This is a genomic window from Methylomagnum ishizawai, assembly GCF_900155475.1.
GTDB classification, from domain to species: Bacteria; Pseudomonadota; Gammaproteobacteria; order Methylococcales; family Methylococcaceae; genus Methylomagnum; species Methylomagnum ishizawai_A.
The window spans coordinates 2,733,583-2,757,520 of the sequence record NZ_FXAM01000001.1 but is presented as its reverse complement, the minus strand read 5'-3'; the positions used below and the strand labels follow the sequence as shown (position 1 = coordinate 2,757,520).

The following is a 23,938-nucleotide window of genomic DNA, read 5'->3' as shown; positions in this document are numbered from 1 at the left end:
CGCTTTCCGGTGGGTGGAAGCCGGGCGGTTGGCCGAATCCGCGTGGGGATAAGGGGGTTTCGATAGCCAGGAGAACCGTTGCGCCATCGTTATAAATCCAGCGCCACGGATTCGGAGTATAGATAATCGATATCGGTATCTGCCAGCGTCGAGCTGAGATAGAGCTTGGGAATGAACCCTGAGCGCAGTTTGCTCGGCCAGGGCTGCCCATTCAAACGGCGGCATTCCACATGCGTCGTGGCCAGGCCATGGCGCAGGAAATAGGACCGGAGCTTACCCAGGTTGCGCTCGAATACGCCGGGATCGCTGAGGTGGAGGATTTTCGCGGCGGGCAGCCCCTTGAAGCGGGTCCGCTTATAGATCACATGGCACCATGCGTCCGCATTCCCGAGCGCGAGATGTTTGAGCCAGGGGAAGCCGGCGTGGTCGCGGTAGACCGCTAAATTTTCCGGGCCGAACTGGGCCTTAAGTTCATCCTCCCGGTCCAGTATTTTCCCGCCGGAAAATCCCGGCACATTGAAAACCACCGCCTGCCGGTCGTCCAGCGGCTTGAACTTGAGGAACCGCAGCGTCCCGGCGACCACCTGGGTTGGCGAGAAATCGGTGAAATGGAAACCCGGTTGCGCAACCACCGCCATCGCCAGCTTCATGCTCTGCTTGCGGTAGGCGTCCAGCACGCACCAACTGGTGATGTTGCAGAAGCGTTCGGGTTGTCCCCGGATCACGCGGTCGGCGTAGAGCGCGCCAATGCCGCCGACGATTCGGTCCCCGTCGCGCAGCAGGAAACCGTGATTGGGTGGCTCCGGGGTCCATTGCCCGCGGAAAAAGGCTTCCCATTGGTCGGCCCGGAAGGCGGGATTCAGGTTTTCATGCAGGAAGGCCGCGAATCCGGGCAGGTTGTCCGCGGTGATCGGCTCGATGACGGGGGGCATGGGCTTCACCAGGACGCCAGCCAGGCGATGGCCCAATCGGCCACTTGGGAGCGCTGGGCTTCGGAGGAGAAGGTGTGGTCGCCGTCGTGGGTGTCGTGGCGGCGGCAGCGTTTGGCGCGGAGTTCGGGTTCCCAGCGTTCGGGATTGGCCTGGATGGCTTCGTCGAACTCGCGGGCGATGAGGTCCCTGCCGCTCATCACCAGCATGACGGGACCGCCTTGGAAGCGCGAGAAACCCGCCAGGAAGGCTTCCGGCAGCGGTAGGTCGCGCGACAACGGGGCTTCGGTTCCGATGCCCGCCTGGGCCGCGCCTGGGGACGCTGGACCCGCTTGCCGGGCGAGGCGGGCGAGCCGGACCAGGGACCGTAGCGAAGCGACCGGGTCGAATTGGAAGGAGAACACCTTCTTCCAGAAATCCGGGTGCTTGAGGCGGTCGAGGTAATAGTGCCGCATGAGGGTCCGGGCTTGGCCCTCGGCGGTGCGGGTCCAGGGATTGAGCAGCACCATCCCGCGCACCCGCGGGTCGCGGTAGGCGTAGAACACGATGGCCGTCGCCGCGTTGCATTCGCCCCAGAGGACGATTTCGGTGAGTCCCGGCGTTTCCTCGCAGAAACGGTCGATGGCGGCGCGGATGTCTTCGTCTATCCATTTGTAGCCGCGGAATTCGCCGTGGCTGTCGCCCGTGCCGCGATAATCGAAGCGGAACACGGGATAGCCTTCGGCGGCGAGGCGCCGCGCCCACAGCGTGAGCTGGCGGTGGCCGCCGACGCGGTACTGGGGACCGCCCGCCAGCACCATCAGCACGCCACGGCGGGCTGGCCGGTCCGGGTGGTGGCAGATACCGACCAAGGGCGAGCCTTGGCAGTCGAAGGTGAAGGTGGTTTCTTTCATGCGGGCATCCATTGGTCGCGCAGCCAGCCGGTGGTGAGTTCCAGCGCCCTGGGCGCGATGGCCCGTTCATGGGCCTGCCAGAACGGCGGGTCTTGGTATACGGCCACGTCCGGGGTCAAGCCGGCGGCGGACCAGGTTTCCAAGAGCTTGAGGCTGGCGCTGGTCGGTTCGGGAGTGTCGGCGGCGAGGACCTGTTCCAGCCAGAAGACCGGGGTGCCTGCGGGCGGCGCGAGCCGGGCCAGATGGGCGGCGTCGATGGCCGCGGCCAGCTCCGGGTGGATTTCATAGCCGGCCACTTCGACACAGTGGCCCGCAGCGAGCTGTTGGCGCAGGAAGCCGGTGGTTTCCTTGGCCTGATCGGGGCGGTCCAGTTGCGCGGCGAGGCGCAGGCGCAGGAATTGGGTGAAATGCTGTTTGCCATCGATCACCGGTTGCCAGGCCAGTAGCGCGGTGGCGGGATCGTTGCGGCGGCGCAGGCTTTCCGCCGCCAGCAGAGCGCCCATGCGGACGCCGAGCAACGCCCGGCGGGCACCGCGCTGGCCATCCAGCCAGGTCAGCGCGGCTTGGAGGTTGTCCAGCCAGATTTCCCAGCGCCCGTCGCGGTACCCGCCCGCGCTGTCGCCGCTGCCGAACAAATCCAGCACCAAAGTGCCGATGCCATGGGCGGCCAACGCCCGCGCTTGCAGGGTGAGCATGGCCCGGCAGCGGTTCATTTCCTCGTTGAAGGGCGGGACGACCAGGACGTGGCCATGGCAGGGGGCATCCGGTCCTGGGCGGTGATGCACGGCGAACAGCCGCCCCTCGCGGCTATCGAGGAAATAGGGAGCGACTTCCACGCTGGGAACCTGGGGTTCTAAAGTCCCGGCCACTACAGCAAGCCCTTTTTCTTGAGCGCGAACCCGGCCATGGTCGCGATGGTGCCGAGGTTGTCCACGGTGATTTCGTCCTGGGCCAGGGGAATCTGAAAATGATGTTCGTACCAGGCCAGCAATTGGAGCAGCCCCGCCGAGTCGATCAAGCCCGTCGCCGGGATCAATTCGTCGTGGGTCAATGCGCGGGCGTCTTCGCCCAGTTGGTCGGCGATATCGACGATCTTGGCCTTGATGGCCTGTTCAATAGCGATGCGGTCGGGGGCCATGATGGGGGTTCCGGGGGTCAGGGGGTGTCCGAAGGCGGTTTGCCCAGCTTGCGTAGGGCCGAGACGACTTGGAAACCGTTCAGCACGCGGTGGTCGTAGGTCGCGCCCAGCACGGCGCGGCCTTGGGCGTCGGCGGTGTGGGCCACCATCAAGGACGCGAGCGGGGGCAGCACGGGGATATGCCGGCTGACTTTCCAACGCTCCATGCTGGAAAACCCCAGGGTCGCGCCCCTGGTTTCGTCGGCGGCGAGTTTATGCACTGCGGCGCGGCGCTGCAAATCCAGCAGGGCGTTGACGAAGGCCAGCGCATCGCGCTGTTCCGCGTCCCGCAGCACGCACAGGTAGAGGGTTTCATCCACCTGCGCGGTGAAGCCCAGGTTCACGGCGGCGTATTCGTAACGGCGTTCGTCGATTAAGGCGCTGTTGAGCTTGGGCGTGGCGGCGGCCAGCCGGGTCAGGCGCCATGCCATCAGCGAGAGCAGGGGGCTGAGCATCAGTTTGTGGCGTTCCGCGAAAGTCCGGGCATACTCGGCCCAGGGCCGGGGGTCGTATTCCAGTTCGATATAACCGGGCACGGCGTGGTCGCGATGCCAAGTCACCGTGGCCAGCATGCCTTTCTCGTCGCTCTGGAGTTCGCGCCATTGGCCCGGAACGCCGGGCATGGGTTCCGGGGCGCGGGCGGCGGAGCGGGGCGGTGGCGGAGCGTCGGCCAGCGGGGCGAGTCCTTGGGATGCGGCGTAGCTCGACACCGCTGCGGCGGTCAGCCGCGGGCCTTGGGCGGGAACCTGGGCGGCGGTCAGCCCGTAGCGCTGTAACAGTTGCCGCGCCTTGGCGGTGGGCGTGGCGGCGGTGGCGTGCGGCGGCGCGTCCAAATCCGCCGCCTGGGGTACCGCTGAGTCGGGCGTGGTGCCCAGCCAGATCAAGATGCTCCCCACGGCGATCTGGCTGTCGGGGGCGGCGGCGATGTCCAGCACGTAGCCCTCGGCGGGGGCTTCGATCTCCATGACCGCCTTGTCGGTCTCGATCTGCGCGACGGCTTGGCCACGGGCCACCCGGTCGCCGACCGCGACTTCCAGCCCGATGAGGCGGACTTCATCGTCATTGTTGTTGACTCTCGGTGTATAGACCGGGATGGCCATGGCGTACTGCTCTATTCGGTTTATGAAAATAATTCCACGATCTCGGCGATGATCGTGTCCGCGTCGGGCAGGAGTGCCCGCTCGATGCCGCGGGCGGCGGCGATGGGCCGGGCGGCCGTGCCGAGGCGGGCCAGTTTGCCCCGGTAGCCCGATTCCGCCAAACACGCGAGGATTTCGGCGCTGACGCCGAATTCGTGGTGCGATTCCTCGATGACGGCGACGAGGGGGCGGTCCGCCAGGGCCGCCAGCAGGCCGGCGCGGGGCAGGGGGGCCAAGAGCGACGGGGCGATGATCTCCACCGCGAGTTCTTCTTCTTCCGCCAGCCGCCGGGCGGCGTGTTCGACGATGGGCAGCATCCCGCCGAAGGCGATCAAGCTAATATCCGGTTCGGTGGCCCCCCGCCGCAGCGTGGGGAACATGTCGCTCCCCAGGTCGGCCGGGTCGGCGGGCAATTCGGTGTAATCCAGGGGGTTTTGGGCTTCCCCGTACAGTAGCTTGTGTTCGAGGAACAGGGTCGGATTGGGCCAGCGGGTGGCCGCGTCCGCCAAGAGTTGGCCGACGTTGTGCCGGTGGCTAGGATAGACCACGGTCAGGCCGGGCACCGAGACGAACAGGTTTTCCGGGCTTTGGCTGTGGGTGGGACCGTAGCCGCGCCGGCCGCCGCAAGGTGTGCGGAGTATCAAGGGCACGTCCACGTCCGGGAACATGCCGGGGAATTTCACGGCGTGGTTGTAGATTTGATCCAGGCACAGGCTGAGGAAATCCGCGAACATGATTTCCACGATGGGCCTCAGCCCCGCCAGCGCCAGCCCGATGCCCGCGCCGGTGATGCCGGCCTCGCTGATCGGGGTCGAGATCACCCGGTCCGGGAAGTCGGTGGAGAGTCCCGCCGTGACTTTGAAAGCACCGCCGTAGGGATCGTGCAAATCTTCGCCCAGCAGGAGGATGTCTGCATGCGTCGCCAGCAGTTGGCGCAAGGCTTGGTTGATGGAGGCGCGTACATTGGGGGCCACGGCGGCCAAGGCGGAAGTGGAGGCGGCTTGGGCGGGCCGGAAGACTGGGCGGGTTTCCGGTTGGAAGCGGGCTTCGGGGGAGTCCAGGGCCGCGGCTTCGACTTCCCGCAGGAACGCCGTGTTGCGGGCTTCGATGGCGGCGCGTTCCACCGTGTCCAAGCGACGGCCCAGATTTTGCAAAGGATCGCGTTCGGCGATGTAGCGTTTTTCCGCATCGCTGCGCAAGTCGTCGCCCTTGCTGTGCGGCCCCAGCCGCCGGGTTTCGATGACGAGCAGGGCCGGATGCCGCAGCCCGCGCAGTTCGGCGACGATTGCGTCGGCCTGTCGCATGAAGTCGGGCGCGGCATCGTCGAGTTCGTAGGTCTTCAAGCCGAACGCCGCGCCGCGTGCGGCGATGTCGCCGCCGAGCGTGTGCGCGGTGGGGGTGGTTTGGGCGATGCGGTTGTTCTCAACCACGAACAGCGCCGGAGCCTTCCAGACGGAAGCGAGGTTGAAGCTTTCGTAGAGGAGTCCTTCGCCCAAGGTGCCGTCGCCGATCATGATGGCGACGAGGCCTGAGCTGTCCCGCCGTTGACGGGCAAGCGCCAGCCCCGTGCCGATGCCCGTCATCCCGGCTTGTACGCCGTTGCTATGGAAATGGCGGTGGGCGATATGCTGGCTGCCGCCATAGCCGCCGCAGACGCCGTCCCGCCGTCCCATGATTTCGGCGACGAGGCCCAGCGCGTCCCCGGAATAGCTGAGGAAATGGCCATGGTTGCGGTGATTCGAAAGCACCGCGTCCTGGGGGTGGTTGAGCGCCCGTACCACGGACATCTGGCATAGTTCCTGGCCGATACAGGTATGGGTGGTGCCCGACAGCAGGCCGCGTCCGAACAGGTCGAGGATCAGCCGCTCCGTACCGCGGATGAGATCGCCGTAGGCATACAGGCTGGCGTCGTCCAGACCGATGACGGGTTTGCCATGGCGGTCTAGGGAAAAGCCGGGAATACTGATCCGCATAATGGGGGAAATAGCGTTTGGAATACTTGACTTGGCGTCGGGTGAAAACGGGTGGATTTAAAGTTTATGCTAGTTTCGATTCCACGAAAGAAACCAATGAACCGACCGTTTCGAAAACCGAGGCGCTGATTTCGTCGTCGTCCACGATGATTCCAAATTCTTCTTCGATGGCGGTTAGCACGGAGACCACGGCCATCGAATCGAACTCCGGCACATGACATAATAACAATGTGGAATTGTTGAAGTTTATACCGCGATCACCGAGTTGCAGTACATGACCGAGTATTCTAATGATTTTCTGTTCGAGCACGGGAGGGATTCCGTTATTATGGGGGGTAACTGTGGCTAGTCGACGGGGTAAGAGGGTGGTGGGTATTGAACACCCGCTCGCAGGGGGCCATGACACCGCCGTGGCGTGGCTGACGCGCTATGATAATATGCTAGCATACAACAAATCCCATAGACGAGGGGAGGCTGGAAAGAGAAGGTGGCTTTAGTTGCTCAATCGTTTTTGCGGAGGAGGCCGTTACGGTAGAAAGCGTGCAAGCGTTGATTGTTGATGAGGGTGACGCGAGGGGCAAGGGGAATCGTTAGCGATTAAAAAAGCGCCCTTTCGTTATGTCCACTCAAGTTGATTAGTGATGAGTAGCCAATGACAAATTTAATCCACGATTTGGCGAGCGCTGCGGCGCTCGCGAACCCTGGAGCCGTGGCGCTCCGGGATGGCGGACGAGAGTGCAGCTTTGCGGATTTACGCAAAGAAATCGAAGTTTCCGCCAACTTGATGCTTGGATTGGGGTTGGAGCGTGCCGACAGGGTGGCGATCTACCTCGAAAAGCGTCTTGAAACAGTGGTCGCTATGTTCGGTGCGGCGGCGGCGGGCGGTGTTTTCGTCCCGGTGAATCCACTGCTGAAACCCGAGCAGGTCGGCCATATCCTGTCGGATTGCTGCGCCAGAATCCTGGTCACTTCGCCTGAAAGATGGGATTTGATCGCGGACACAGTATCCAAATGCCGCGACTTGCGTGCCATCGTTCTGATAGGGGGGCGGCCCGTGCCCGAAATCGCGGGGCTGCGTATGGTGAATTGGTCCGAGCGGCTAGGTGCCGTGGCGCGTCCGGCCCACCGGGTGATCGACCAGGACATGGCCGCGATCCTCTACACCTCGGGCAGTACCGGTCGGCCCAAGGGTGTGGTGTTGTCGCACCGCAATCTGGTCGCCGGGGCCGACAGCGTCGCCGAGTATCTCGAAAATACGGCGGAGGACCGTATCTTGGCGGTTTTGCCGCTCTCGTTCGATTATGGGCTGTCGCAACTGACCACGGCCTTCCGCGTCGGTGCTTGCGCGGTGCTGATGAACTACCTCCTGCCGCGCGATGTGATACGCATGGTCGTGCGCGAACGCATCACAGGCTTGGCAGCAGTACCGCCGCTGTGGGTGCAATTGGCGCAATTGGACTGGCCCGAAGGCACCGACCAACACCTGCGTTATATCACGAACTCCGGCGGGCATATGCCCAAGCCGACCCTGGACGCGCTTAGGGGCAAACTGCCGAAGACCAAGCCCTATCTGATGTACGGCCTGACCGAGGCTTTCCGTTCCACCTACCTGCCGCCCGAGGAGGTGGACCGGCGTCCCGATTCCATGGGCAAGGCGATTCCCAATGCCGAAATCATGGTGGTGCGGGAGGACGGCACGCCGTGCGCGCCGGGCGAGCCTGGGGAACTGGTCCATCGCGGCATACATGTGGCGCTGGGCTATTGGAACGATCCCGAGAAGACCGCCGAGCGCTACAAGCCCGCGCCGGGGCAATTGCCGGGACTCCCTTTGCCGGAAATGGCGGTGTGGTCGGGCGATACGGTGCGCAAGGACGAAGAGGGCTACCTGTATTTCATCGGCCGCCGCGACGAGATGATCAAGACCTCGGGCTACCGCATCAGCCCGACCGAGATCGAGGAGGTCGCCTATTCCGCCGGGGCGGTGACGGAAACCGCCGCGGTGGGTGTCACCCATCCCGTGCTGGGACAGGCCGTCGTGCTGGTGACTTTCGCCGTGGATAACGGGGACGCGGCCAGCGGCAGGGTGTTGGAGGCGTGCAAGCGCCAACTGCCCGCCTTCATGGTGCCGGCCAGGATCGTCGCCAGGACGGAACCCTTGCCGCGCAATCCCAACGGGAAGATCGACCGCAAGCGCCTCGCCACCGAACTGGGCGGTATGTTCGAGGAGGCGGCGTCATGAACGAAGCCGTCCGGCATACCCATCCCATTTTGTTCCCGGTACGGGACAATTGCTTGACCCTAGGCGGAACCCCTTTGTCCCGCTTGGTCGAGCGCGTCGGCTATACGCCTTTCTATGCCTACGACCGCAGGCTGATCACCCAGCGGGTGAGCGAGTTACGGGCCGCTTTGCCCGTTGATATCCATCTGCACTACGCCATCAAGGCCAATCCGATGCCCGCCGTGGTCCAACATCTGGCCGGCTTGGTCGATGGCTTCGACGTGGCCTCGGCGGGCGAAATGAAAACCGCGTTGGATACGCCGATGGTACCGGAGAAAATCAGTTTCGCCGGTCCCGGCAAGACCGAGCGCGAACTATGGCAGGCCACCGCCGCCGGCATCGTCATCAACCTGGAATCCGGGCGCGAACTGGATATCCTGGCGCGGGCCGGGCGGGAACTGGGCCTGCGTCCCAAGATCGCGGTGCGGGTGAATCCCGATTTCGAGCTGAAATCCTCCGGCATGAAAATGGGCGGCGGTCCCAAACCATTCGGCGTGGACGTCGAGCGGGTGCCGGAACTGCTGGCCCGCATGGCTGGGCTTCCGGTCGATTTCCATGGGTTCCATATTTTCTCGGGTTCGCAGAATCTCAAGGCCGAGTCGATCATGGAAGCCCAGCGCAACACCTTCGAATTGGCGCGGCGGCTCGCGGCCAACGCTCCCGGCCCGGTCCGTTTGCTGAATCTGGGCGGCGGTTTCGGGATTCCCTATTTCCCAGGGGAAAGACCGCTGGATTTGGGGGCGGTGGGAGGGCATCTGGCCGGTTTGATGCCCGCCGCCCGCCGCGATTTCCCGGAGGCCGAGTTCGTGATCGAACTGGGACGCTATCTGGTGGGCGAGGCCGGGGTGTATGTCGCGCGGGTGTTGGACCGCAAGGAATCGCGGGGCCAGGTGTTCCTGGTGGTCGATGGCGGTTTGCACCATCACCTGTCGGCTTCCGGCAATTTCGGCCAGGTGATCCGCAAGAACTATCCGGTCCTGGTCGGCAACCGGGTCGCCGCCGTGGCCATGGGAACGGCCTCGGTGGTCGGGCCGCTTTGCACCCCGCTGGATCTATTGGCGGATAGGATGCCGCTGGGCCATGCCGAGGTCGGCGATTTGGTGGTCATCCTCCAATCCGGCGCCTATGGTCTTACCTCCAGTCCCATGGCGTTCCTGGGTCATCCTCCGGCCCTCGAAGTCTTGGTCTAATTTCTTTTTTTCACTTCAATATGAACGATAACGATCTCTTCGCGGCCGCCCGGACCCACATCCCCGGCGGCGTCAATTCCCCCGTCCGCGCTTTCAAGAGCGTCGGCGGCACCCCGGTTTTCATCGAACGCGCCGGGGGACCGTATCTTTATGGCGCGGACGAGCGGCGCTATATCGACTACGTCGGCTCCTGGGGACCGATGGTGTTGGGCCATGCCCACTCGGAAGTCCTCGCGGCGGTCCACGCGGCGGTGGACCGGGGTTTGAGCTATGGAGCGCCCACGGCCAGCGAGACCGAGATGGCGGAAACCCTGTGCGCCCTGGTGCCATCCATGGACATGGTGCGGATGGTGAGTTCTGGCACCGAGGCCACCATGAGCGCCATCCGCTTGGCGCGGGGTTTCACCGGGCGCGACCAGATCGTCAAGTTCGAGGGCTGTTACCACGGGCATTCGGATTCGCTGCTGGTCAAGGCCGGTTCCGGTGCCTTGACCCTGGGCGTGCCGAGTTCGCCGGGCGTGCCCGCCGCCCTGGCCGAATACACGCTGACCCTGGCCTATAACGACGCCGGGGCCGTGCGGGAGGCGTTCGCCCGCTGTGGCTCCGAAATCGCCTGCGTCATCGTCGAGCCGGTGGCGGGCAATATGAATTGCGTGCCGCCGCTGCCGGGTTTCCTGGAAACCCTACGTGAGGTGTGCGACGCCCACGGCGCGGTGTTGATCTTCGACGAGGTGATGACCGGCTTCCGGGTGGCCTTGGGCGGGGCGCAGGCGCTGTACGGCGTCCGCCCCGATCTGACCACGTTGGGCAAGGTGATCGGCGGCGGGATGCCGGTTGGCGCTTTCGGCGGGCGGCGCGAGATCATGGAACATCTGGCCCCCTTGGGTCCGGTCTATCAGGCGGGCACCTTGTCCGGCAACCCGGTGGCGATGGCGGCGGGGCTCGCCACCTTGCGCTTGCTGGCGCGGCCCGGCTTTTTCGAGGATTTGGCCGCCAGCACCCGGAGCCTGACCGATGGCTTGCTGGCGCGGGCGGAGCGGGCGGGCGTCCCCTTCGCCGCCCAGGCGGTCGGCGGCATGTTCGGCCTGTTCTTCACCGGGGCGGGCAGCGTGTCCAGCTTCGCCGGGGTGATGGCCTGCGACCAGCCGCGCTTCAACCGCTTCTTCCATGCCATGTTGGAGCGGGGCGTTTATCTCGCGCCTTCCGCCTTCGAGGCCGGTTTCGTGTCCGCCGCCCACGACGCCGCCGTCATCCAGGCCACCCTCGACGCCGCCGAACAGGTGTTCGCCACGCTTTGAACCTCTCCGAACTCTACGGCTGGATCGTCCAGCATCCCCAACTCGCCGGGTTCGTGGTCTTCCTGACCGCGCTGGCCGAGTCGCTGGCCGTGGTCGGGTTGTTGGTGCCGGGCGTGGCGATGATGTTCGCGGCGGGCGCTTTGATCGGGGCGGGTGCCCTGGGGTTCGGGCCGGTCTGTGCCTACGCGGTGGCCGGGGCCATCGTTGGCGATGGGCTGAGTTTCTGGCTGGGGCGGCATTATCGCGGACGGTTGCTGTCGGTATGGCCGTTTTCCCGCTATCCCGGCATGGTCGAGCGCGGCATGGCGTTCTTCCGCCGCCATGGCGGCAGCGGCGTGCTGTTCGGGCGTTTCGTGGGGCCGGTCCGGGCGGTGATCCCCTTGGTGGCGGGCATGATGGACATGCCGGGGCGGCACTTCCTGACCGTCAACATCGTTTCGGCCCTGTTGTGGGCACCGGCCTATCTCCTGCCGGGAATGGCCTTCGGGGCATCCATGGAATTGGCGGCGCGGATTACCGAGCGCCTCGTCGCCCTGGCCCTCGTCCTGCTGGCGGCGCTATGGTCGGCGGCTTGGCTGGCCAAGCGCCTGTACGGCTATTGCCAACCCCGCGCCCATGGGTTGATCCTCGCCTTGTTCGATTTCGGCCGCGGCCATCCTTGGCTGGGCCGCCTGACCATTCCCCTGGTCGATCCCAGCCGCCGCGATTATCCGGGGCTGGCGCTGTGGGCGGTCCTGCTCGGCGGGACCGCCTTTTTACTGTGTTGGTGGTGGCCACCCGGCTTGTGGCCGGTGTTCCTGCGGGCGTGGCGCAACCCCTGGGCCGATTATGCCTTGACCGTCTGCGCCGGCTTGGGCGGCGTGCCTGCCTTGTCGGCCTTGGGATTGGGCGTGGGCGCGATCTTGTGGCGCGCGGGAGGCCGCTCCGCCGCCGGGCATTGGCTGGTCGGCTTGGGGTTCGCGGTCGGGCTGGGTTGGGTTTGCCGTGCCCTGTTCCCGGCGCCCAGGTTGGACGCGGAGGCGTTGAATGCCGTGGTGGCCTATGGTTTCCTGGCGGTCTTGCTGGCGGAGCGGGTCGGGCCCGGCTGGCACTGGCCGGTCTATTCGGCGGCGGCTTTGCTGGTGGCCGCTGTGGCCTTCGCCCGGCTCTACGCCGGGACCGGGGACGCGCTGGCGGTGGGGTTCGGATTGGCGCTGGGCGCGGCTTGGTTGGCGGTGTTGGGGGTGGCCTATCGGCGGCATCGCGGCGCGGTGCCGCCGCCCGCAGGGTTTGCTTGGCGGGTGGCCCTGGTCCTGGCCGTGATTTTGGCGGGCTTGTGGCATGGTCATTCCCTCGCCGAATTCGCCCGTCCCGCCGCCTGGACGGCAGTGGATGCCGCCGACTGGCTGGCATGGCGTTGGCGGGATTTGCCATCCCACCGGGCGCGGATTTTCGGCCATCCCGACCAGTCCCTAGCTGTGCAGTGGGCCGCGCCCTTGGTGGATATCCGGGCCGACCTGGTCCGGGACGGCTGGCGCGTGGCGCGGTCCTGGGAATCGGGAACGGCGCTGGAGGTGCTGAATCCCGACACCGACATTGCCGCCTTGCCGGTCCTGCCGCATTTCAACCAGGCCGAACCGGATGCCTTGCGGATGGTCAAGCCGGTGTCCGGTGGACGCTGGCTGATTGCGAGGTTCTGGCCTAGTGGCTGGGAGGCGCGGGGGGTGCCGATCTGGCTGGGGGGCGTGGCTTTCCTGGAGGCGCGGGCTTGGTTCGGGCTGTTGCGGTTCGCGGAGGAGCGGCCCGGCGGAAACGACGCGCCGACCTTGTTCGAGACCGGGTTGCGGACTCGCCATGGGGGTGTGGTCCGCGCGGCGGAGGGGGGGCGGAGCGTCGTCTTGATCCCGCCTTGAAACCCGGTTCAGGATTCGGCGGGCTCGGCCCCGTCCCCGAATCCGGCCTGGACCCAGCCGCTCAGGAAGAATGCCCGGCAGAGCCCGATATAGGGTTCTTCGGGCCAGCGGCGCTGGGCCTCCGCTTGGGCGTCTTGTAGGGTCGATGCCGGGTTTTCCTGATGGTAGGACTGGCCTTCTTGGAGACTGAGGTAGAGGATGTCGGCAATCATGGGGGTTCCTCGCCGCCCGTGCGACCGGGCGCTCTATCTGGCTGAATTCCGACTGCCAGTCTAGTCCCGGTATCGCCACTCAAAAACGTAAATATTACCCATTTTTTCGGTGATTTTTCCCCAAGTGAGCCGGCGCGGGACGGATGCCGCTGCCGGTCCTGGAAGTCCGGTCTGGCTTGGTAGAATAGCCGCCCGAATTCTGCCCATCTTCCCTAGCCTCGCCGATCCATAGCCATGGCGTCCAAAACCCCTAGAAAACCGCCCGCGCCCGAGGGGGCCGCCGCGCCGCCGCCCGCCGCCGCCAACCCGCCGCCCAAGCTGAGATTGGGCTGTGCGCCCTTGATCGTCGGGGTTGTCCTGGTCGCGCTCCTGGGCAAGTTCCTGCCCCACGAGACCCGGCGGACCCCGGCGGCGATGCCCGCCGCCACGCCCCGCGACTCCAAGGCCGAGGTCAAGCCCGCCCGGCCCGAGCCGCGCCCGCAGAAGCCGGTCCCGCCGAAAACCGCCGAGGTGCCGCGCAAACCCGACACCCCGCCCAAGACCGGTCCCGCCGCCGTCAAGGCCCAGCCCGCCGCCCCGGAGCGTCCCGCGGTGGCGAACAGCCCGTGGAACGGGTCGGTGCGGCAGGTCGAGCGCTATCTCAAGAACAGCTTGTACGATGCGGCCTCGTTCGAGGCCATCGAATGGAGCCCGGTGGTCGAGACCAAGAAAGGCTACCAGGTGCGCTGCAAATACCGCTCCAAGAATGTGCTGGGCGTTTATGTCACCCAGAGCAAGACCTTCTTCCTGGACCGGGGCGGTGAGGTCTACGCCGTCAAGGAATAAGCACTTCAGGGCGCCCTGGACAGGTATTTGATGGCGATCTGGTAGGTGAAGGGCTTGATGACATAGCGGTCGTTGACCAGTTGCGTGACCCGCCCCTTGATCGTCGCGTTGGCTTTTGCCGGTTGGGTCAGGTTGGCCTTGAGCCGGATCGGCTTGTAGCTGAAGCGCAGGAATTCATAGCCCACGTTCTCGGCGGCGAGTTGTCGGCCTTTTTTCAGGTTCCTGGCGATCAGCCATTGGGTCATGTTGGCCTTGGCTTGATCCAGGCCTTGCGTGTCCAGCGACCAGCCCAGCTTGTCGCGCCGCACCAGGGCGCTGAGGTTGCCGCTGTAGGTTTGGCCGGCGGTGGTGTCGAAGCCCGCGCAGGCGAAGCTCGCGTTCAGGTTGTCCACCAGGGTCAGGACGCAGTTGCCGTCCCCCTTCGCCTTGTGGCCGCCGTAGCCCTTGATGGTGAAATGGGTTTTCAGGTTGGCGCTCCAGGTGCCGGTGACGCCGTTGAGTTGCGCGGCCCGTGCCGGCAGGGCGCAGAAGAGCAGGGCGAGCGCTAGGATGGCGATGGCCGTGGGCCTCGCCGGGGTCGGGACGGTCATGGGGTGTTTCTCCTAGGGGTGGGGTTCGAAAATCTCGTGGCGGGCGCTACAAATCCCCGTCTTCCAGATAGTAATCCCGCAAGGTCATATAGCGGCCTTCCCGCACGTCCAGCAGGGTCAGTCCGTAGTTCTCCTTGGGCGTGTCCTGGCGGTGGAGCAGGAAAGCCCCGGTGTCCAGGCAGACGTGGGACAGCGCCGTGCGTACCCCCAGCCCCACGGTATGGCCGCAGAAGGTCTGGGACAGCTCGGGCAGCTTGGCCGGGAAGCCGTGGTGGCGGCGGTTCGCGCCCATGAACTGGCGCGACCAGCGCAGGGCCGGGTAGTCGGCCTGGACCGGGCTGTAGTCGGGCAGGGCGTCGATATCGGCGTCGGACCAGACTTCCGGTTTCTGCTCGCGGCTGTGGGGGGCGACCAGTTCGGCGTGGACCACGTTGTAGCGGTTGCCGCCCTCGCCCACCACCAGGATTTGCGGCAGGGCGATCACCAGTTCCAACAGGTCGCGCAGGGGTTGCACCGGACGCCAGTGCGAATCGCATTCGTGCAACGCCCAGTTGCCGCCGTTGACCAGGAAGCTCAGGCCGGTGTCGTCGTAGGGGTCGGCGGAGGAGCCATCCTTCAACCAGGGCGCGAAGAAATTCAGCATCAGTTGCTCGTGGTTGCCCATGACCGCGTGGAACCAGGGCGCTTTCAGCAACGACAGGCAATCCAACGAATAGGGGCCGCGGTCCACCAGATCGCCCACCGAGATGAGGCGGTCCACGCCGCGGTCGAATTTCACCAGCAACAGCAGGCGGTCCAGTTCCTTGCGGCAGCCGTGCAGGTCGCCGACCACGAAATCCCGCCCGGCCCGGTTGGTGGGCAGCCGCTTGACCAGCCGGATGCCGTTATTCCTGCGAAACGTGGCCTCTTCCAGGTTCATGGCGGTGTTGCTCGTGGTCCTTGGGCGCTGTCCGGGGTGGGGGCGGAAGGTGGGTGGGATGGAGTTTTCCCCGCAAGTGTATTGCATGGCCGGGGTAGGGCCAATAGCCAAGTTGTGAGACGGGGCGGCGTTCAGACAGCGGGGCCGCCCGGTCCGTTCCACACGGGCCGGGGTATTTTTCGGGGCGTGGCGGCTATAATGCCCAGCCCGCCCCGGAACGGCGGTTTTCCCTGGCAAGTTGAAGGAGTGGAATACGCGGGCCATGACGGACAAAGTGGGCGTCCCGCCGATCAAGTCGCAAGGCATCAAAACCAAGCTGGTGCCTTGGATCAAAGCCGTGGTGCCCGCCGATAACGCGGGCACCTGGATCGAACCCTTCCTGGGCACCGGGGCGGTGGCTTTCAATATCGCCCCGCGTCGGGCGCTCCTTTGCGATAGCAATCCCCATCTCATCCGTTTCTACGTCGGCATCGCCCAGGGCGAGATCACCCCGGAACGGGTCGGGGCGTATCTGGCGCGGGAAGGGGCGTTATTGGCGGCGCGGGGCGAGGAACATTATTATCTAGTCCGCGATAGGTTCAACGCGGGGTTTTCATCCCTGGATTTCCTATTCCTCAACCGGGCCGGTTTCAACGGCATGGTCCGCTTCAACCGCAAAGGGGGTTATAACACCCCGTTCTGCCGGAAACCCCAGCGTTTCGCCCCGGCCTATATCACCAAGATCGTCAACCAAGTGGCTTGGGTTTCCCGGATCATCCAGGCCAACCAATACCAATTCCGCTGCCAGGATTTCACCGCCACCTTGGCCCAGGCCGGGTCCGGGGATATGGTCTATTGCGATCCGCCCTATGTCGATAGGCATGTCGATTATTACAGCGGCTGGGATGCGGCTTTGGAATGCCAGTTATTCGAGCGGCTGTCGGATTATGAGGGCCGGTTCATCCTGTCCACTTGGCAGCGCAACGATTACCGCGAGAATGGGTATATGCAATCGCTCTGGTCACGCTATCGGGTGTTGACCCGCCGCCATTTCTACCATGTCGGCGGGAAGCGGGAAAACCGCAATCCGGTGACGGAAGCCTTGGTGCTGAATTTCGCGCCGGACCGCCTGGAACCGGATGGCGGTTTTAATCCGCCGGTCCCGACCGATCTTTCCCGCCCGCTGCCCGAGGATTAAAACCATGCCGCCTTTGCAACCCAAACTTTCCACGCCGATTTCGGTGCTGATGTATCACCAGATCGGTCGCTTCGATAACCCCAAAGAACACCGCTCCTGTTATTGCGAGGTCGATAGTTTCCGGCGGCAAATGGCTTGGCTCAAGTATTTGGGCTACCGGGTGATTACCTTGGAACAAGCCCGCGCTGCCGTATTCGAGCAACAGCTACTATCCCATCCGGCGGTGGTGTTGACCTTCGACGATGGCTATGAAAATTTCGCCGAATACGCCTATCCCATCCTGCGGGAATATGGTTATCCTGCCGTGTTGTTCGCGGTATCGGGATTATTGGGCCAACCGGCCCGCTGGCTCGCCAATGGCGGCGTGGATGCGCCTTTGCTGTCGGGGGCGGGGCTGCGCGAACTCCGGGCTGGCGGTATCGAGATCGGCTCGCACAGCGTCAGCCATCCGCGCCTGGGCCGGCTCGACCCCGCCGCCTATCGCGCCGAAATCGCCGACAGCAAGGCCGCGTTGGAAGACCTCCTGGGCGCGGCGGTCGAGTCCTTCGCTTATCCTTACGGCGACTACACCCCCGAAGTCCGTGACGCCGTGGCCGCGGCGGGTTACCGGGTGGCGGTGACGTGTAGCCGCGGCGCGGCCCAGACCGCCCCCCATCCTTTGGAAATCCCCCGCAAAGCCATCGCCTGGGGGGATGATTTATTGGGCTTTTTCTGGAAGCTGCGGTTTAAAAACCGGCGCAAGGATCGCTATGCCTGAGCAATATCTGTCTTTGCATGTGTTGGGGAGCCGCCAATTCGGCGGTGCGGATCAATTCTATGTGCGGCTGGTGAACGCCTTGGCCGGGGCCGGGCAGCCGGTGGCGGCGATCAACCGCCGGGGCAGTCCGGTGTCGCTGGAATTGGCGCAAGGGCCGGTCGAGCAAATCCATCTGCCGCTGGCCAATCAATGGGATGTGTGGTCGATCTGGCGGACTCGGCGCTTGGCGGCGGCCCGGTGGCCTTGTGTGGTGCAGACCTATATGGGCCGGGCCACCCGTTTGACCCGGCTACCCAAAACCGCGCCCGCCGTGCATGTCGCCCGCTTGGGTGGTTATTACAAACTCGATGGTTATTACCACCACGCCCATGCCTGGGTCGGCAATACCCAGGGCGTGTGCGACCATCTGGTCCGGGGTGGGATGCCCGCCGACCGGGTCTACCGAATCGGTAATTTCGTCCCCGAACCGGCGGTACTGGTCCCCGCCGAGCGGGAGGCGCTGCGGCGCGGCCATGGCGTGCCCGAGGGGGCTTGGGCCTTGCTGGCCGTGGGGCGCTTCATCGATATCAAAGGCTTCGATGACTTGCTCAGGGCTGTGGCGCGGCTGCCGGGGGAGATCGCGGGGCGGCCCTGGGTTTTGTTGCTGGTGGGCGATGGGCCATGGGCTGCGGATTTACGGAAGTTGGCGGAGGATTTGGGCGTGGCGGGACGGGTGCTATGGCTGGGTTGGCGCAATCCGGTGGCGGTGTTCTACGCGCTGGCGGATGTGTTCGTCTGTCCCTCGCGGCGCGAGACCTTGGGCAATGTCATCCTGGAAGCGTGGAGCCATGGCCTGCCGGTGGTCAGCACCCATACGGCCGCCGCTTTGGAATTGATCGAACCGGGCCGGAATGGGCTGTCCTGCCCCTGCGCCGATCCCGAAGCCCTGGCCGGGCAAATCCGGGACGTGTTGGCGGCCCCGGACGGGGACCGGCAAGGATTGGGCGAGGCGGGACGGTGGCTGGTGGCGCGGTATTTCAGCCGCGAGGCGGTGCTGGGGGCGTATCTGGAATTGTATGGCCGCTTGCTGGCGGAACGCGGCATCTCGCGCTGATGAACCGCCCCGCCCGTTTCTGGGGTCCAAAGCTGGCTTTGGAACGCTTGCTGCCGACCGCATAGATATCACAACGAAAACAGGGGGAACGATGGGGGCGATCTTCGGGCTCAAGGGCTTCAAACGCGGTGATTTGGACGGTTTTTTCGGGTTGTTCATCGACAACCTGCTGCAACTCATGTTGATCGCGGTGCTATGCCGGGGGGTGTGCGGTTTCCCGGATGAATTGCTGGTCGGGCGCATCCTGCCGGGCGCGGGGCTGTCCATCCTGTTTGGCAATTTGTTCTATGCCTGGCAGGCCCGGCGGCTCATGGCGCGGACGGGGCGCGACGATGTGACCGCCTTGCCCTATGGCATCAACACGGTCAGCCTGTTCGCCTTCGTGTTCCTGGTGATGGGTCCGGTGTACCGGGAAACCGGCGATGTCCAATTGACTTGGCGGGTGGGCTTGTTCGCCTGTTTGTTCAACGCCCTGATGGAAATCGCCGGGGCGTTCTGCGGCGATTGGCTGCGCCGCCACACGCCCCGCGCCGCCTTGCTCTCGACCCTGGCCGGGATCGCCCTGGGCTTCATCGCCATGGGTTTCGTGTTCCAGTTGTTCGCCGCGCCCGCGCTGGGGCTGGTGCCGATGATGCTGATCCTGACCAGCTATGGTTCCGGGCTGCGGCCACCGTCCGGGTTGCCGGGCGGCTTGGCGGCGATGGTGCTGGGCAGCGGGCTGGCCTGGGCCGGGCGCTGGCTGGGCTGGCTGGATTTCCAGCCGATGGCCGATACGCCCGCCCTGGGCTTTTATCCGCCGCTGCCGGTGCCGGGCGATGCTCTGGCGCTGTTGGCGAGTCCCCAGGGGTGGTCCTATCTGGCGGTGATCGTGCCCATGGGCTTGTTCAACCTGATCGGTTCCCTGCAAAACCTGGAAAGCGCCGAGGCGGCGGGCGACCGCTACGAAACCCGGCCTTCTTTGCTGGCGAATGGTTTGGGGAGCTTGGTCGCGGCGCTGTTCGGTAGCACCTTTCCCACCACCATTTACATCGGCCATCCGGGTTGGAAAGCCATGGGGGCGCGGGCGGCTTATTCGGCCTTGAACGGCTGGGTCATCGCCTTGCTGTGCATGATCGGGGCTTACGCTTGGCTACTCAAACTCGTGCCCTTGGAAGCGGCCCTGGGCATCTTGCTGTGGATCGGCATCGTCATCACCGCGCAGGCGTTCCAGGCCGTGCCGCCCGCCCATGCCTTGGCGGTGAGCCTGGGCTTGGTGCCGGCGCTGGCGGCCTGGGGTTTGTGGTTGGTCGAGACGGCCTTGCGGGCGGCGGGGTCGAGCCTGTACGCCGCCGCGCCCAAGTTCGGCCAGGATTTGTACATCCATGGCTTGATCGCCCTGAGCCAGGGTTTCATGTTCACCTCGATGGTGCTGGCCGCCGTGCTGGCGCATCTCGCCGAACGCGATTTCCTCAAGGCGGCGGTGTGGACCTTCGCGGCGGCGGGCTTGTCCTGGTTCGGCTTGATCCACGCCTATACCTTGACGCCGTCGGGAGTGGCGAACCATTTCGGCTTCGGGGCGGCACCGGCCTTCGCTTATGGCTATGCGCTGAGCGGGGGGGTGTTGCTGGGGTTCCATTGGCGGTATCGGGGAGCTATCCCGGAGTACAAACTTTAGTTTGTACATGGATTGTTTCCGTGCAAACTGAAGTTTGCACTCCAGTTTTCGCGTGACCCGCTCCCGTCCTGGGAGCAGGGTATTGTTTCTTGTCCAGTCTGGGTACAGAATCGCCCCATTTCGGCAGTAGGGGGCGCTTGCCATGCTGGATTTTTCCATCTTCATTTCTTCGCCGGGCGATGTGGACGATGAGCGCCGCCGCGCCGAACAAGTCATCCACACGCTACAACACGAATTCGACGGCTATGTGCGTTTGGAACCCATCTTCTGGGAACACCGGCCACAGAGCGCCCAGCAGCATTTCCAAGAGCAAATCGGGAAACTGCCCAGCCAAACCGACTTGGTGGTGTGCCTCCTGTGGTCGCGGTTGGGGACACGCTTGCCGGAGGATAAATTCCGGCGCGAAGACGGTACGTCCTACCGTTCCGGCACCGAGTTCGAGTTCGAGGACGCCATCGCGGGTTATCGCCAGCGCAAGACGCCCGACCTCTGGGTCTACCGTAAGATCGACCCTTTCATTTACCGGGATGTGAAGACCGACGCCGAACTGGAAGACCGTCGGCGGCAGAAGTCCCTGCTGGATGAATTCATCCGGCATTGGCTGGGCGGGGCCGACGACCATTTCAAGGCCGGATTCAACAGCTACGCCGACCCCAAGGAGTTCGAGCGCCAATTCGCCGGGCATTTGCGGGCGGTGTTGCGGGAGCGCTGTCCGCAGTACCGCACCGACAGCCCGGAGTTGCCGGCCTGGACCCGCGACCAATCGCCTTATCGCGGCCTGGAGTTTTTCGATCTGGAACACGCGCCGGTTTTCCATGGCCGCGCCGCCGCCGTCCACGCGGTGTTGGAGCAACTGGGGGCGCAGGCGGGGTCGGGCCGTTCCTTCCTGCTGGTGCTGGGGGCCAGCGGGGTGGGCAAGTCTTCCTTGTTGCGGGCGGGATTGCTGCACGCCTTGGTGGAGGCGCGGCGGGTGCCGGGCGTGGACCTATGGCGTTATGCGGTGTTCCGGCCCGCCGACGCGCCGGACGGGGATTTGCTACTGGGTTTGGCGACCGAATTGCTGGCGGAAAAGCATAGGAACGACGCGCTGCCGGCCTTGCCGGAACTGGCCCAGGCCGGGTTCGCCACGCCGGAGGCTTTGGCCAAACTGTTGCGCCGCCACCCGGACGGTTTGGCCGGACCTTTAGGCGTGGCCTTGGACGCCGCCGCCGGGGCTTTGGGCCGGGAGCGCGGTTGGCGGTTCGAGCCGGTGGCGCGTCTGGTCTTGGTGGTGGACCCCTTGGAGGAAATCTTCCGCTATGGGGAGGCGGAGCGGGATGGGTTATTGGCGGCTTTGCATGCCTTGGCCGCGAGCGGGCGGGTGTGGGTGGTGGCCGGGATGCGGGCGGAGTTCTACCCGGAAGCCGCCGCGCATCCGGTGTTGGGTGGGTTGAAGGCGGGGGCGGGGCAGTACGATTTGCCGCCGCCGGACCCGGCGGAATTGGGCGAGATCATCCGGTTCCCGGCCCTGGCCGCCGGGATGAAGTTCGAACTGCGCGAGGGGCGCGGCCTGGATGCCGCGCTGTTGGAGAGCGCCGCCGCCAATCCAAGCGCCTTGCCCTTGTTGGAATTCGCCTTGGACGAGTTGTACCGGCGCGCCCATGGGCGCGGGGAAAAGGTGTTGTGCTTCGCCGATTATGCGGATTTGGGCGGTTTGGAGGGCGCGGTGGCGCAGGCGGCGGAGACTGCCGTGTTGGCTTTGGGCGAAACGCGACTGGGGACGGTGCGGGATGTGTTCCGGCAATTGGTGGGCCTGGACCATGGCCAGCCCTTGCGGCGGCGGGCGGCTTGGGCGGTGTTCGACGCCGCGGGGCAGCGGGAGGCGGTGGAAGCCTTGGTCAAAGCGCGGTTGTTGAGCAGCGACGATGCCGGGGCCGACCATGCGGCCACGGTGGAGCCGGTGCATGAGGCTTTGTTGCGGTCCTGGGAGCGCTTGGCCGGGTGGATCAAGGACGATGCGGAAATCCTGGCGATCCGCGCCCGGATGGAGGAGCTGGCCGGGCAATGGCGGGAGGCGGGGCGCGACGAGGGCTATCTGTTGAACCGGGGCAAGCAGGAGCAGGATGCGCGCCTGTTGTTGCGGCAGGCTTGGGTGCGGTTGGACGCGGACGGGCGGGAATTCTTGGATTTGTCGTTGCGGCGGATACGGGGGCGGCGCTGGGTGTTGCGGCTGACGGTGGGCGGGGTGGTTGTGGCGTTCCTGGCGGTGGCGGGCGGGTTCGGCTATGTGAATTACCAGGAGCGGAAGAAGTCGGAGACCGCCGCTGGCTTGGCTTTGGAGGTGGTTAATCGGCTGACTTATGACTTGCCTGACCGGCTCAAGAATCGCCCCGGCACGCTGCAAATCCTGCAAGAGACTTTCGAGCAGAACGCGGATTTGCTGCGGCGGATTGATGAGTTGCGAGGGGAAACAACGGAATCCGAGCGGGAAAAAGCAGCGAATCTCAACAAACGCGGGGATCAACGCTTGGCCATGAACGACTTGCCGGGTGCTTTGGAAAGCTATCGGGCCAGCCATGTTGTTTTTGAAAAGCTGGCGGCGCAAGACCCGGCCAACGCCGGTTGGCAGCGCGACCTGTCGGTCAGCCATGACAGGATCGGCGAGGTGCAGCGCGCGCAGGGCGACTTGGCCGGGGCGCTGGCGAGCTACCGGGCCAGCCTCGCCCTCCGCGAAAAGCTGGCGGCGCAAGACCCGGCCAACGCTGGTTGGCAGCGCGACCTGTCGGTGAGCCATGACAGGATCGGCGAGGTGCAGAGCGCGCAGGGCGACTTGGCCGGGGCGCTGGCGAGCTTCCGGGCCAGCCTCGCTATTGCCGAAAAGCTGGCGGCGCAAGACCCGGCCAACGCCGGTTGGCAGCGCGACCTGTCGGTCAGCTACAACAAGGTCGGCGAGGTGCAGAGCGCGCAGGGCGACTTGGCCGGGGCGCTGGCGAGCTACCGGGCGGACCTCGCTATTGCCGAAAAGCTGGCGGCGCAAGACCCGGCCAACGCCGGTTGGCAGCGCGACCTGTCGGTCAGCTACAACAAGGTCGGCGACGTGCAGAGCGCGCAGGGCGACTTGGCCGGGGCGCTGGCGAGTTTCCGGGCCAGCCTCGCCCTCCGCGAAAAGCTGGCGGCGCAAGACCCGGCCAACGCCGGTTGGCAATACGATCTTGGAATAAGTCACGAGCGAATAGGCTCTGTGCTTTCCGACCAAGGAGACTTGGCCGGTGCCTTACGCGAGTTTCAGGCTAAAAAAGACATCATCTCCCGGCTGGCGGCGCAAGACCCGGCCAACGCCGGTTGGCAGCGCGACCTGTCGGTCAGCTACAACAAGGTCGGCGAGGTGCAGAGCGCGCAGGGCGACTTGGCCGGGGCGCTGGCGAGCTACCGGGCCAGCCTCGCTATTGCCGAAAAGCTGGCGGCGCAAGACCCGGCCAACGCCGGTTGGCAGCGCGACCTGTCGGTCAGCTACAACAAGGTCGGCGAGGTGCAGAGCGCGCAGGGCGACTTGGCCGGGGCGCTGGCGAGCTACCGGGCGGACCTCGCTATTGCCGAAAAGCTGGCGGCGCAAGACCCGGCCAACGCCGGTTGGCAAGGCGATCTGGCCTTCAGCCACGGCAAGCTGGGCCTGCTGTTGCTGAAATCGGAAAAGCCCGCCGAAGCCCTGGCTGAATTCCGTGCCGCCCGCGCCCTCCTCGAACCCCTGGTTGCCAAAGCTCCGGACCATGCCCAATGGCGGAAGGCGTGGGAAGGCATGAAGCAGGCAATCGCCATGCTTGAAGCCTCTGGCGATAAACCGCAACGGCGCGGCGGGCGATAAGCCCGCCTTCCCACCCCCAACGCGAAACAATCCATGCTTCCCACCCCCCGCTTGTGATTGGATGGGGCACAAGGTATAAAAACCCCAAGCCCCCCATGGAA

20 protein-coding genes are annotated in these 23,938 nt (G+C 65.1%); 10 read left to right on the top strand and 10 right to left on the bottom strand.

Features of this window, described 5'->3' with window-relative positions; all coding sequences use genetic code 11:
• Window positions 1-89: 89 nt before the first annotated feature.
• The 7 genes from B9N93_RS12195 to B9N93_RS12165 form a co-directional block, all read right to left on the bottom strand.
• Window positions 90-932: a hypothetical protein gene (locus tag B9N93_RS12195; protein WP_085214009.1), complete on the bottom strand. Its 843-nt coding sequence runs from the start codon at window positions 930-932 to the stop codon at window positions 90-92.
• A 5-nt stretch (window positions 933-937) separates the two neighbouring features.
• On the bottom strand, window positions 938-1,822 hold the full coding sequence (locus B9N93_RS12190; protein WP_217807300.1) for a hydrolase 1, exosortase A system-associated: 885 nt from the start codon (window positions 1,820-1,822) through the stop codon (window positions 938-940).
• On the bottom strand, window positions 1,819-2,658 hold the full coding sequence (locus B9N93_RS12185) for a hydrolase 2, exosortase A system-associated (RefSeq protein ID WP_176225247.1): 840 nt from the start codon (window positions 2,656-2,658) through the stop codon (window positions 1,819-1,821). The genes B9N93_RS12190 and B9N93_RS12185 overlap by 4 nt, the downstream gene beginning before the upstream one ends.
• A gap of 32 nt (window positions 2,659-2,690) precedes the next feature.
• Window positions 2,691-2,960 (bottom strand): phosphopantetheine-binding protein, encoded by a 270-nt coding sequence (locus B9N93_RS12180; protein WP_085214003.1) that lies wholly within the window; start codon window positions 2,958-2,960, stop codon window positions 2,691-2,693.
• 17 nt (window positions 2,961-2,977) lie between these two features.
• Window positions 2,978-4,099, bottom strand: a complete 1,122-nt coding sequence (locus tag B9N93_RS12175) for a biotin/lipoyl-containing protein (protein ID WP_085214001.1) — start codon at window positions 4,097-4,099, stop codon at window positions 2,978-2,980.
• A 20-nt stretch (window positions 4,100-4,119) separates the two neighbouring features.
• Entirely contained in the window at window positions 4,120-6,111 is a 1,992-nt protein-coding gene (locus B9N93_RS12170; protein WP_085213999.1) for a dehydrogenase E1 component subunit alpha/beta, read from the bottom strand.
• A gap of 64 nt (window positions 6,112-6,175) precedes the next feature.
• Entirely contained in the window at window positions 6,176-6,421 is a 246-nt protein-coding gene (locus B9N93_RS12165) for an acyl carrier protein (RefSeq protein WP_085213997.1), read from the bottom strand.
• A gap of 342 nt (window positions 6,422-6,763) precedes the next feature.
• On the opposite strand from B9N93_RS12165, the gene B9N93_RS12160 reads away from it, so the two are divergent.
• From B9N93_RS12160 to B9N93_RS12145, 4 genes are read left to right on the top strand one after another with little or no spacing between them, the layout of a single operon-like run.
• The gene (locus B9N93_RS12160) at window positions 6,764-8,350 is read left to right on the top strand and encodes an acyl-CoA ligase (AMP-forming), exosortase A system-associated (RefSeq protein WP_085213995.1); all 1,587 of its coding nucleotides are present in this window, start codon (window positions 6,764-6,766) and stop codon (window positions 8,348-8,350) included.
• The gene (locus B9N93_RS12155) at window positions 8,347-9,579 is read left to right on the top strand and encodes a pyridoxal-dependent decarboxylase, exosortase A system-associated (protein WP_085213993.1); all 1,233 of its coding nucleotides are present in this window, start codon (window positions 8,347-8,349) and stop codon (window positions 9,577-9,579) included. The genes B9N93_RS12160 and B9N93_RS12155 overlap by 4 nt, the downstream gene beginning before the upstream one ends.
• Before the next feature lie 20 nt (window positions 9,580-9,599).
• Complete coding sequence (hemL, locus tag B9N93_RS12150; RefSeq protein ID WP_085213991.1) at window positions 9,600-10,877, top strand: glutamate-1-semialdehyde 2,1-aminomutase; 1,278 nt, start codon at window positions 9,600-9,602, stop codon at window positions 10,875-10,877.
• Window positions 10,874-12,769, top strand: a complete 1,896-nt coding sequence (locus B9N93_RS12145) for a VTT domain-containing protein (protein WP_085213989.1) — start codon at window positions 10,874-10,876, stop codon at window positions 12,767-12,769. The genes hemL and B9N93_RS12145 overlap by 4 nt, the downstream gene beginning before the upstream one ends.
• A gap of 8 nt (window positions 12,770-12,777) precedes the next feature.
• Here B9N93_RS12145 and B9N93_RS12140 read toward each other — a convergent pair whose 3' ends face one another.
• Window positions 12,778-12,981 carry a hypothetical protein gene (locus B9N93_RS12140; RefSeq protein ID WP_085213987.1) on the bottom strand — a complete coding sequence of 68 codons (204 nt, stop codon included), beginning with the start codon at window positions 12,979-12,981 and terminating at the stop codon, window positions 12,778-12,780.
• Window positions 12,982-13,215: 234 nt separating this feature from the next.
• On the opposite strand from B9N93_RS12140, the gene B9N93_RS12135 reads away from it, so the two are divergent.
• Window positions 13,216-13,806 carry a hypothetical protein gene (locus B9N93_RS12135; protein ID WP_085213985.1) on the top strand — a complete coding sequence of 197 codons (591 nt, stop codon included), beginning with the start codon at window positions 13,216-13,218 and terminating at the stop codon, window positions 13,804-13,806.
• Window positions 13,807-13,811: 5 nt separating this feature from the next.
• Here the strand turns inward: B9N93_RS12135 and B9N93_RS12130 are convergent, their stop codons facing one another.
• Together B9N93_RS12130 and B9N93_RS26015 are read right to left on the bottom strand one after the other, a co-directional pair.
• Window positions 13,812-14,396, bottom strand: a complete 585-nt coding sequence (locus B9N93_RS12130) for a hypothetical protein (RefSeq protein ID WP_085213983.1) — start codon at window positions 14,394-14,396, stop codon at window positions 13,812-13,814.
• A gap of 46 nt (window positions 14,397-14,442) precedes the next feature.
• Complete coding sequence (locus B9N93_RS26015; RefSeq protein ID WP_217807299.1) at window positions 14,443-15,315, bottom strand: metallophosphoesterase; 873 nt, start codon at window positions 15,313-15,315, stop codon at window positions 14,443-14,445.
• 262 nt (window positions 15,316-15,577) lie between these two features.
• Between B9N93_RS26015 and B9N93_RS12120 the strand changes: the two genes are divergently transcribed.
• From B9N93_RS12120 to B9N93_RS25495, 5 genes are all read left to right on the top strand, one after another.
• Window positions 15,578-16,492 carry a DNA adenine methylase gene (locus B9N93_RS12120; RefSeq protein WP_085213979.1) on the top strand — a complete coding sequence of 305 codons (915 nt, stop codon included), beginning with the start codon at window positions 15,578-15,580 and terminating at the stop codon, window positions 16,490-16,492.
• A 4-nt stretch (window positions 16,493-16,496) separates the two neighbouring features.
• Window positions 16,497-17,249, top strand: coding sequence for a polysaccharide deacetylase family protein (locus B9N93_RS12115; protein WP_085213977.1), 753 nt, complete (start codon window positions 16,497-16,499; stop codon window positions 17,247-17,249).
• Complete coding sequence (locus B9N93_RS12110; protein ID WP_085213975.1) at window positions 17,242-18,342, top strand: glycosyltransferase; 1,101 nt, start codon at window positions 17,242-17,244, stop codon at window positions 18,340-18,342. The genes B9N93_RS12115 and B9N93_RS12110 overlap by 8 nt, the downstream gene beginning before the upstream one ends.
• Before the next feature lie 91 nt (window positions 18,343-18,433).
• A complete protein-coding gene (locus B9N93_RS12105) occupies window positions 18,434-19,996 on the top strand; it encodes a permease (RefSeq protein ID WP_085213973.1) in 1,563 nt (520 codons plus the stop codon).
• 142 nt (window positions 19,997-20,138) lie between these two features.
• Entirely contained in the window at window positions 20,139-23,837 is a 3,699-nt protein-coding gene (locus B9N93_RS25495) for an ATP-binding protein (protein ID WP_085213971.1), read from the top strand.
• Window positions 23,838-23,938 lie beyond the last annotated feature (101 nt).

Bases quoted from the DNA above. Each gene is read 5' to 3' on its own strand.
- B9N93_RS12140 (WP_085213987.1), bottom strand. From the start codon at position 12,981: ATGATTGCCGACATCCTCTACCTCAGTCTCCAAGAAGGCCAGTCCTAC.
- B9N93_RS12135 (WP_085213985.1), top strand. From the start codon at position 13,216: ATGGCGTCCAAAACCCCTAGAAAACCGCCCGCGCCCGAGGGGGCCGCC.
- B9N93_RS12190 (WP_217807300.1), bottom strand. From the start codon at position 1,822: ATGAAAGAAACCACCTTCACCTTCGACTGCCAAGGCTCGCCCTTGGTC.
- B9N93_RS12175 (WP_085214001.1), bottom strand. From the start codon at position 4,099: ATGGCCATCCCGGTCTATACACCGAGAGTCAACAACAATGACGATGAA.
- hemL (WP_085213991.1), top strand. From the start codon at position 9,600: ATGAACGATAACGATCTCTTCGCGGCCGCCCGGACCCACATCCCCGGC.
- B9N93_RS12115 (WP_085213977.1), top strand. From the start codon at position 16,497: ATGCCGCCTTTGCAACCCAAACTTTCCACGCCGATTTCGGTGCTGATG.
- B9N93_RS12130 (WP_085213983.1), bottom strand. From the start codon at position 14,396: ATGACCGTCCCGACCCCGGCGAGGCCCACGGCCATCGCCATCCTAGCG.
- B9N93_RS12170 (WP_085213999.1), bottom strand. From the start codon at position 6,111: ATGCGGATCAGTATTCCCGGCTTTTCCCTAGACCGCCATGGCAAACCC.
- B9N93_RS12180 (WP_085214003.1), bottom strand. From the start codon at position 2,960: ATGGCCCCCGACCGCATCGCTATTGAACAGGCCATCAAGGCCAAGATC.
- B9N93_RS26015 (WP_217807299.1), bottom strand. From the start codon at position 15,315: ATGAACCTGGAAGAGGCCACGTTTCGCAGGAATAACGGCATCCGGCTG.
- B9N93_RS12155 (WP_085213993.1), top strand. From the start codon at position 8,347: ATGAACGAAGCCGTCCGGCATACCCATCCCATTTTGTTCCCGGTACGG.
- B9N93_RS12160 (WP_085213995.1), top strand. From the start codon at position 6,764: ATGACAAATTTAATCCACGATTTGGCGAGCGCTGCGGCGCTCGCGAAC.
- B9N93_RS12120 (WP_085213979.1), top strand. From the start codon at position 15,578: ATGACGGACAAAGTGGGCGTCCCGCCGATCAAGTCGCAAGGCATCAAA.
- B9N93_RS25495 (WP_085213971.1), top strand. From the start codon at position 20,139: ATGCTGGATTTTTCCATCTTCATTTCTTCGCCGGGCGATGTGGACGAT.
- B9N93_RS12105 (WP_085213973.1), top strand. From the start codon at position 18,434: ATGGGGGCGATCTTCGGGCTCAAGGGCTTCAAACGCGGTGATTTGGAC.
- B9N93_RS12110 (WP_085213975.1), top strand. From the start codon at position 17,242: ATGCCTGAGCAATATCTGTCTTTGCATGTGTTGGGGAGCCGCCAATTC.
- B9N93_RS12195 (WP_085214009.1), bottom strand. From the start codon at position 932: ATGCCCCCCGTCATCGAGCCGATCACCGCGGACAACCTGCCCGGATTC.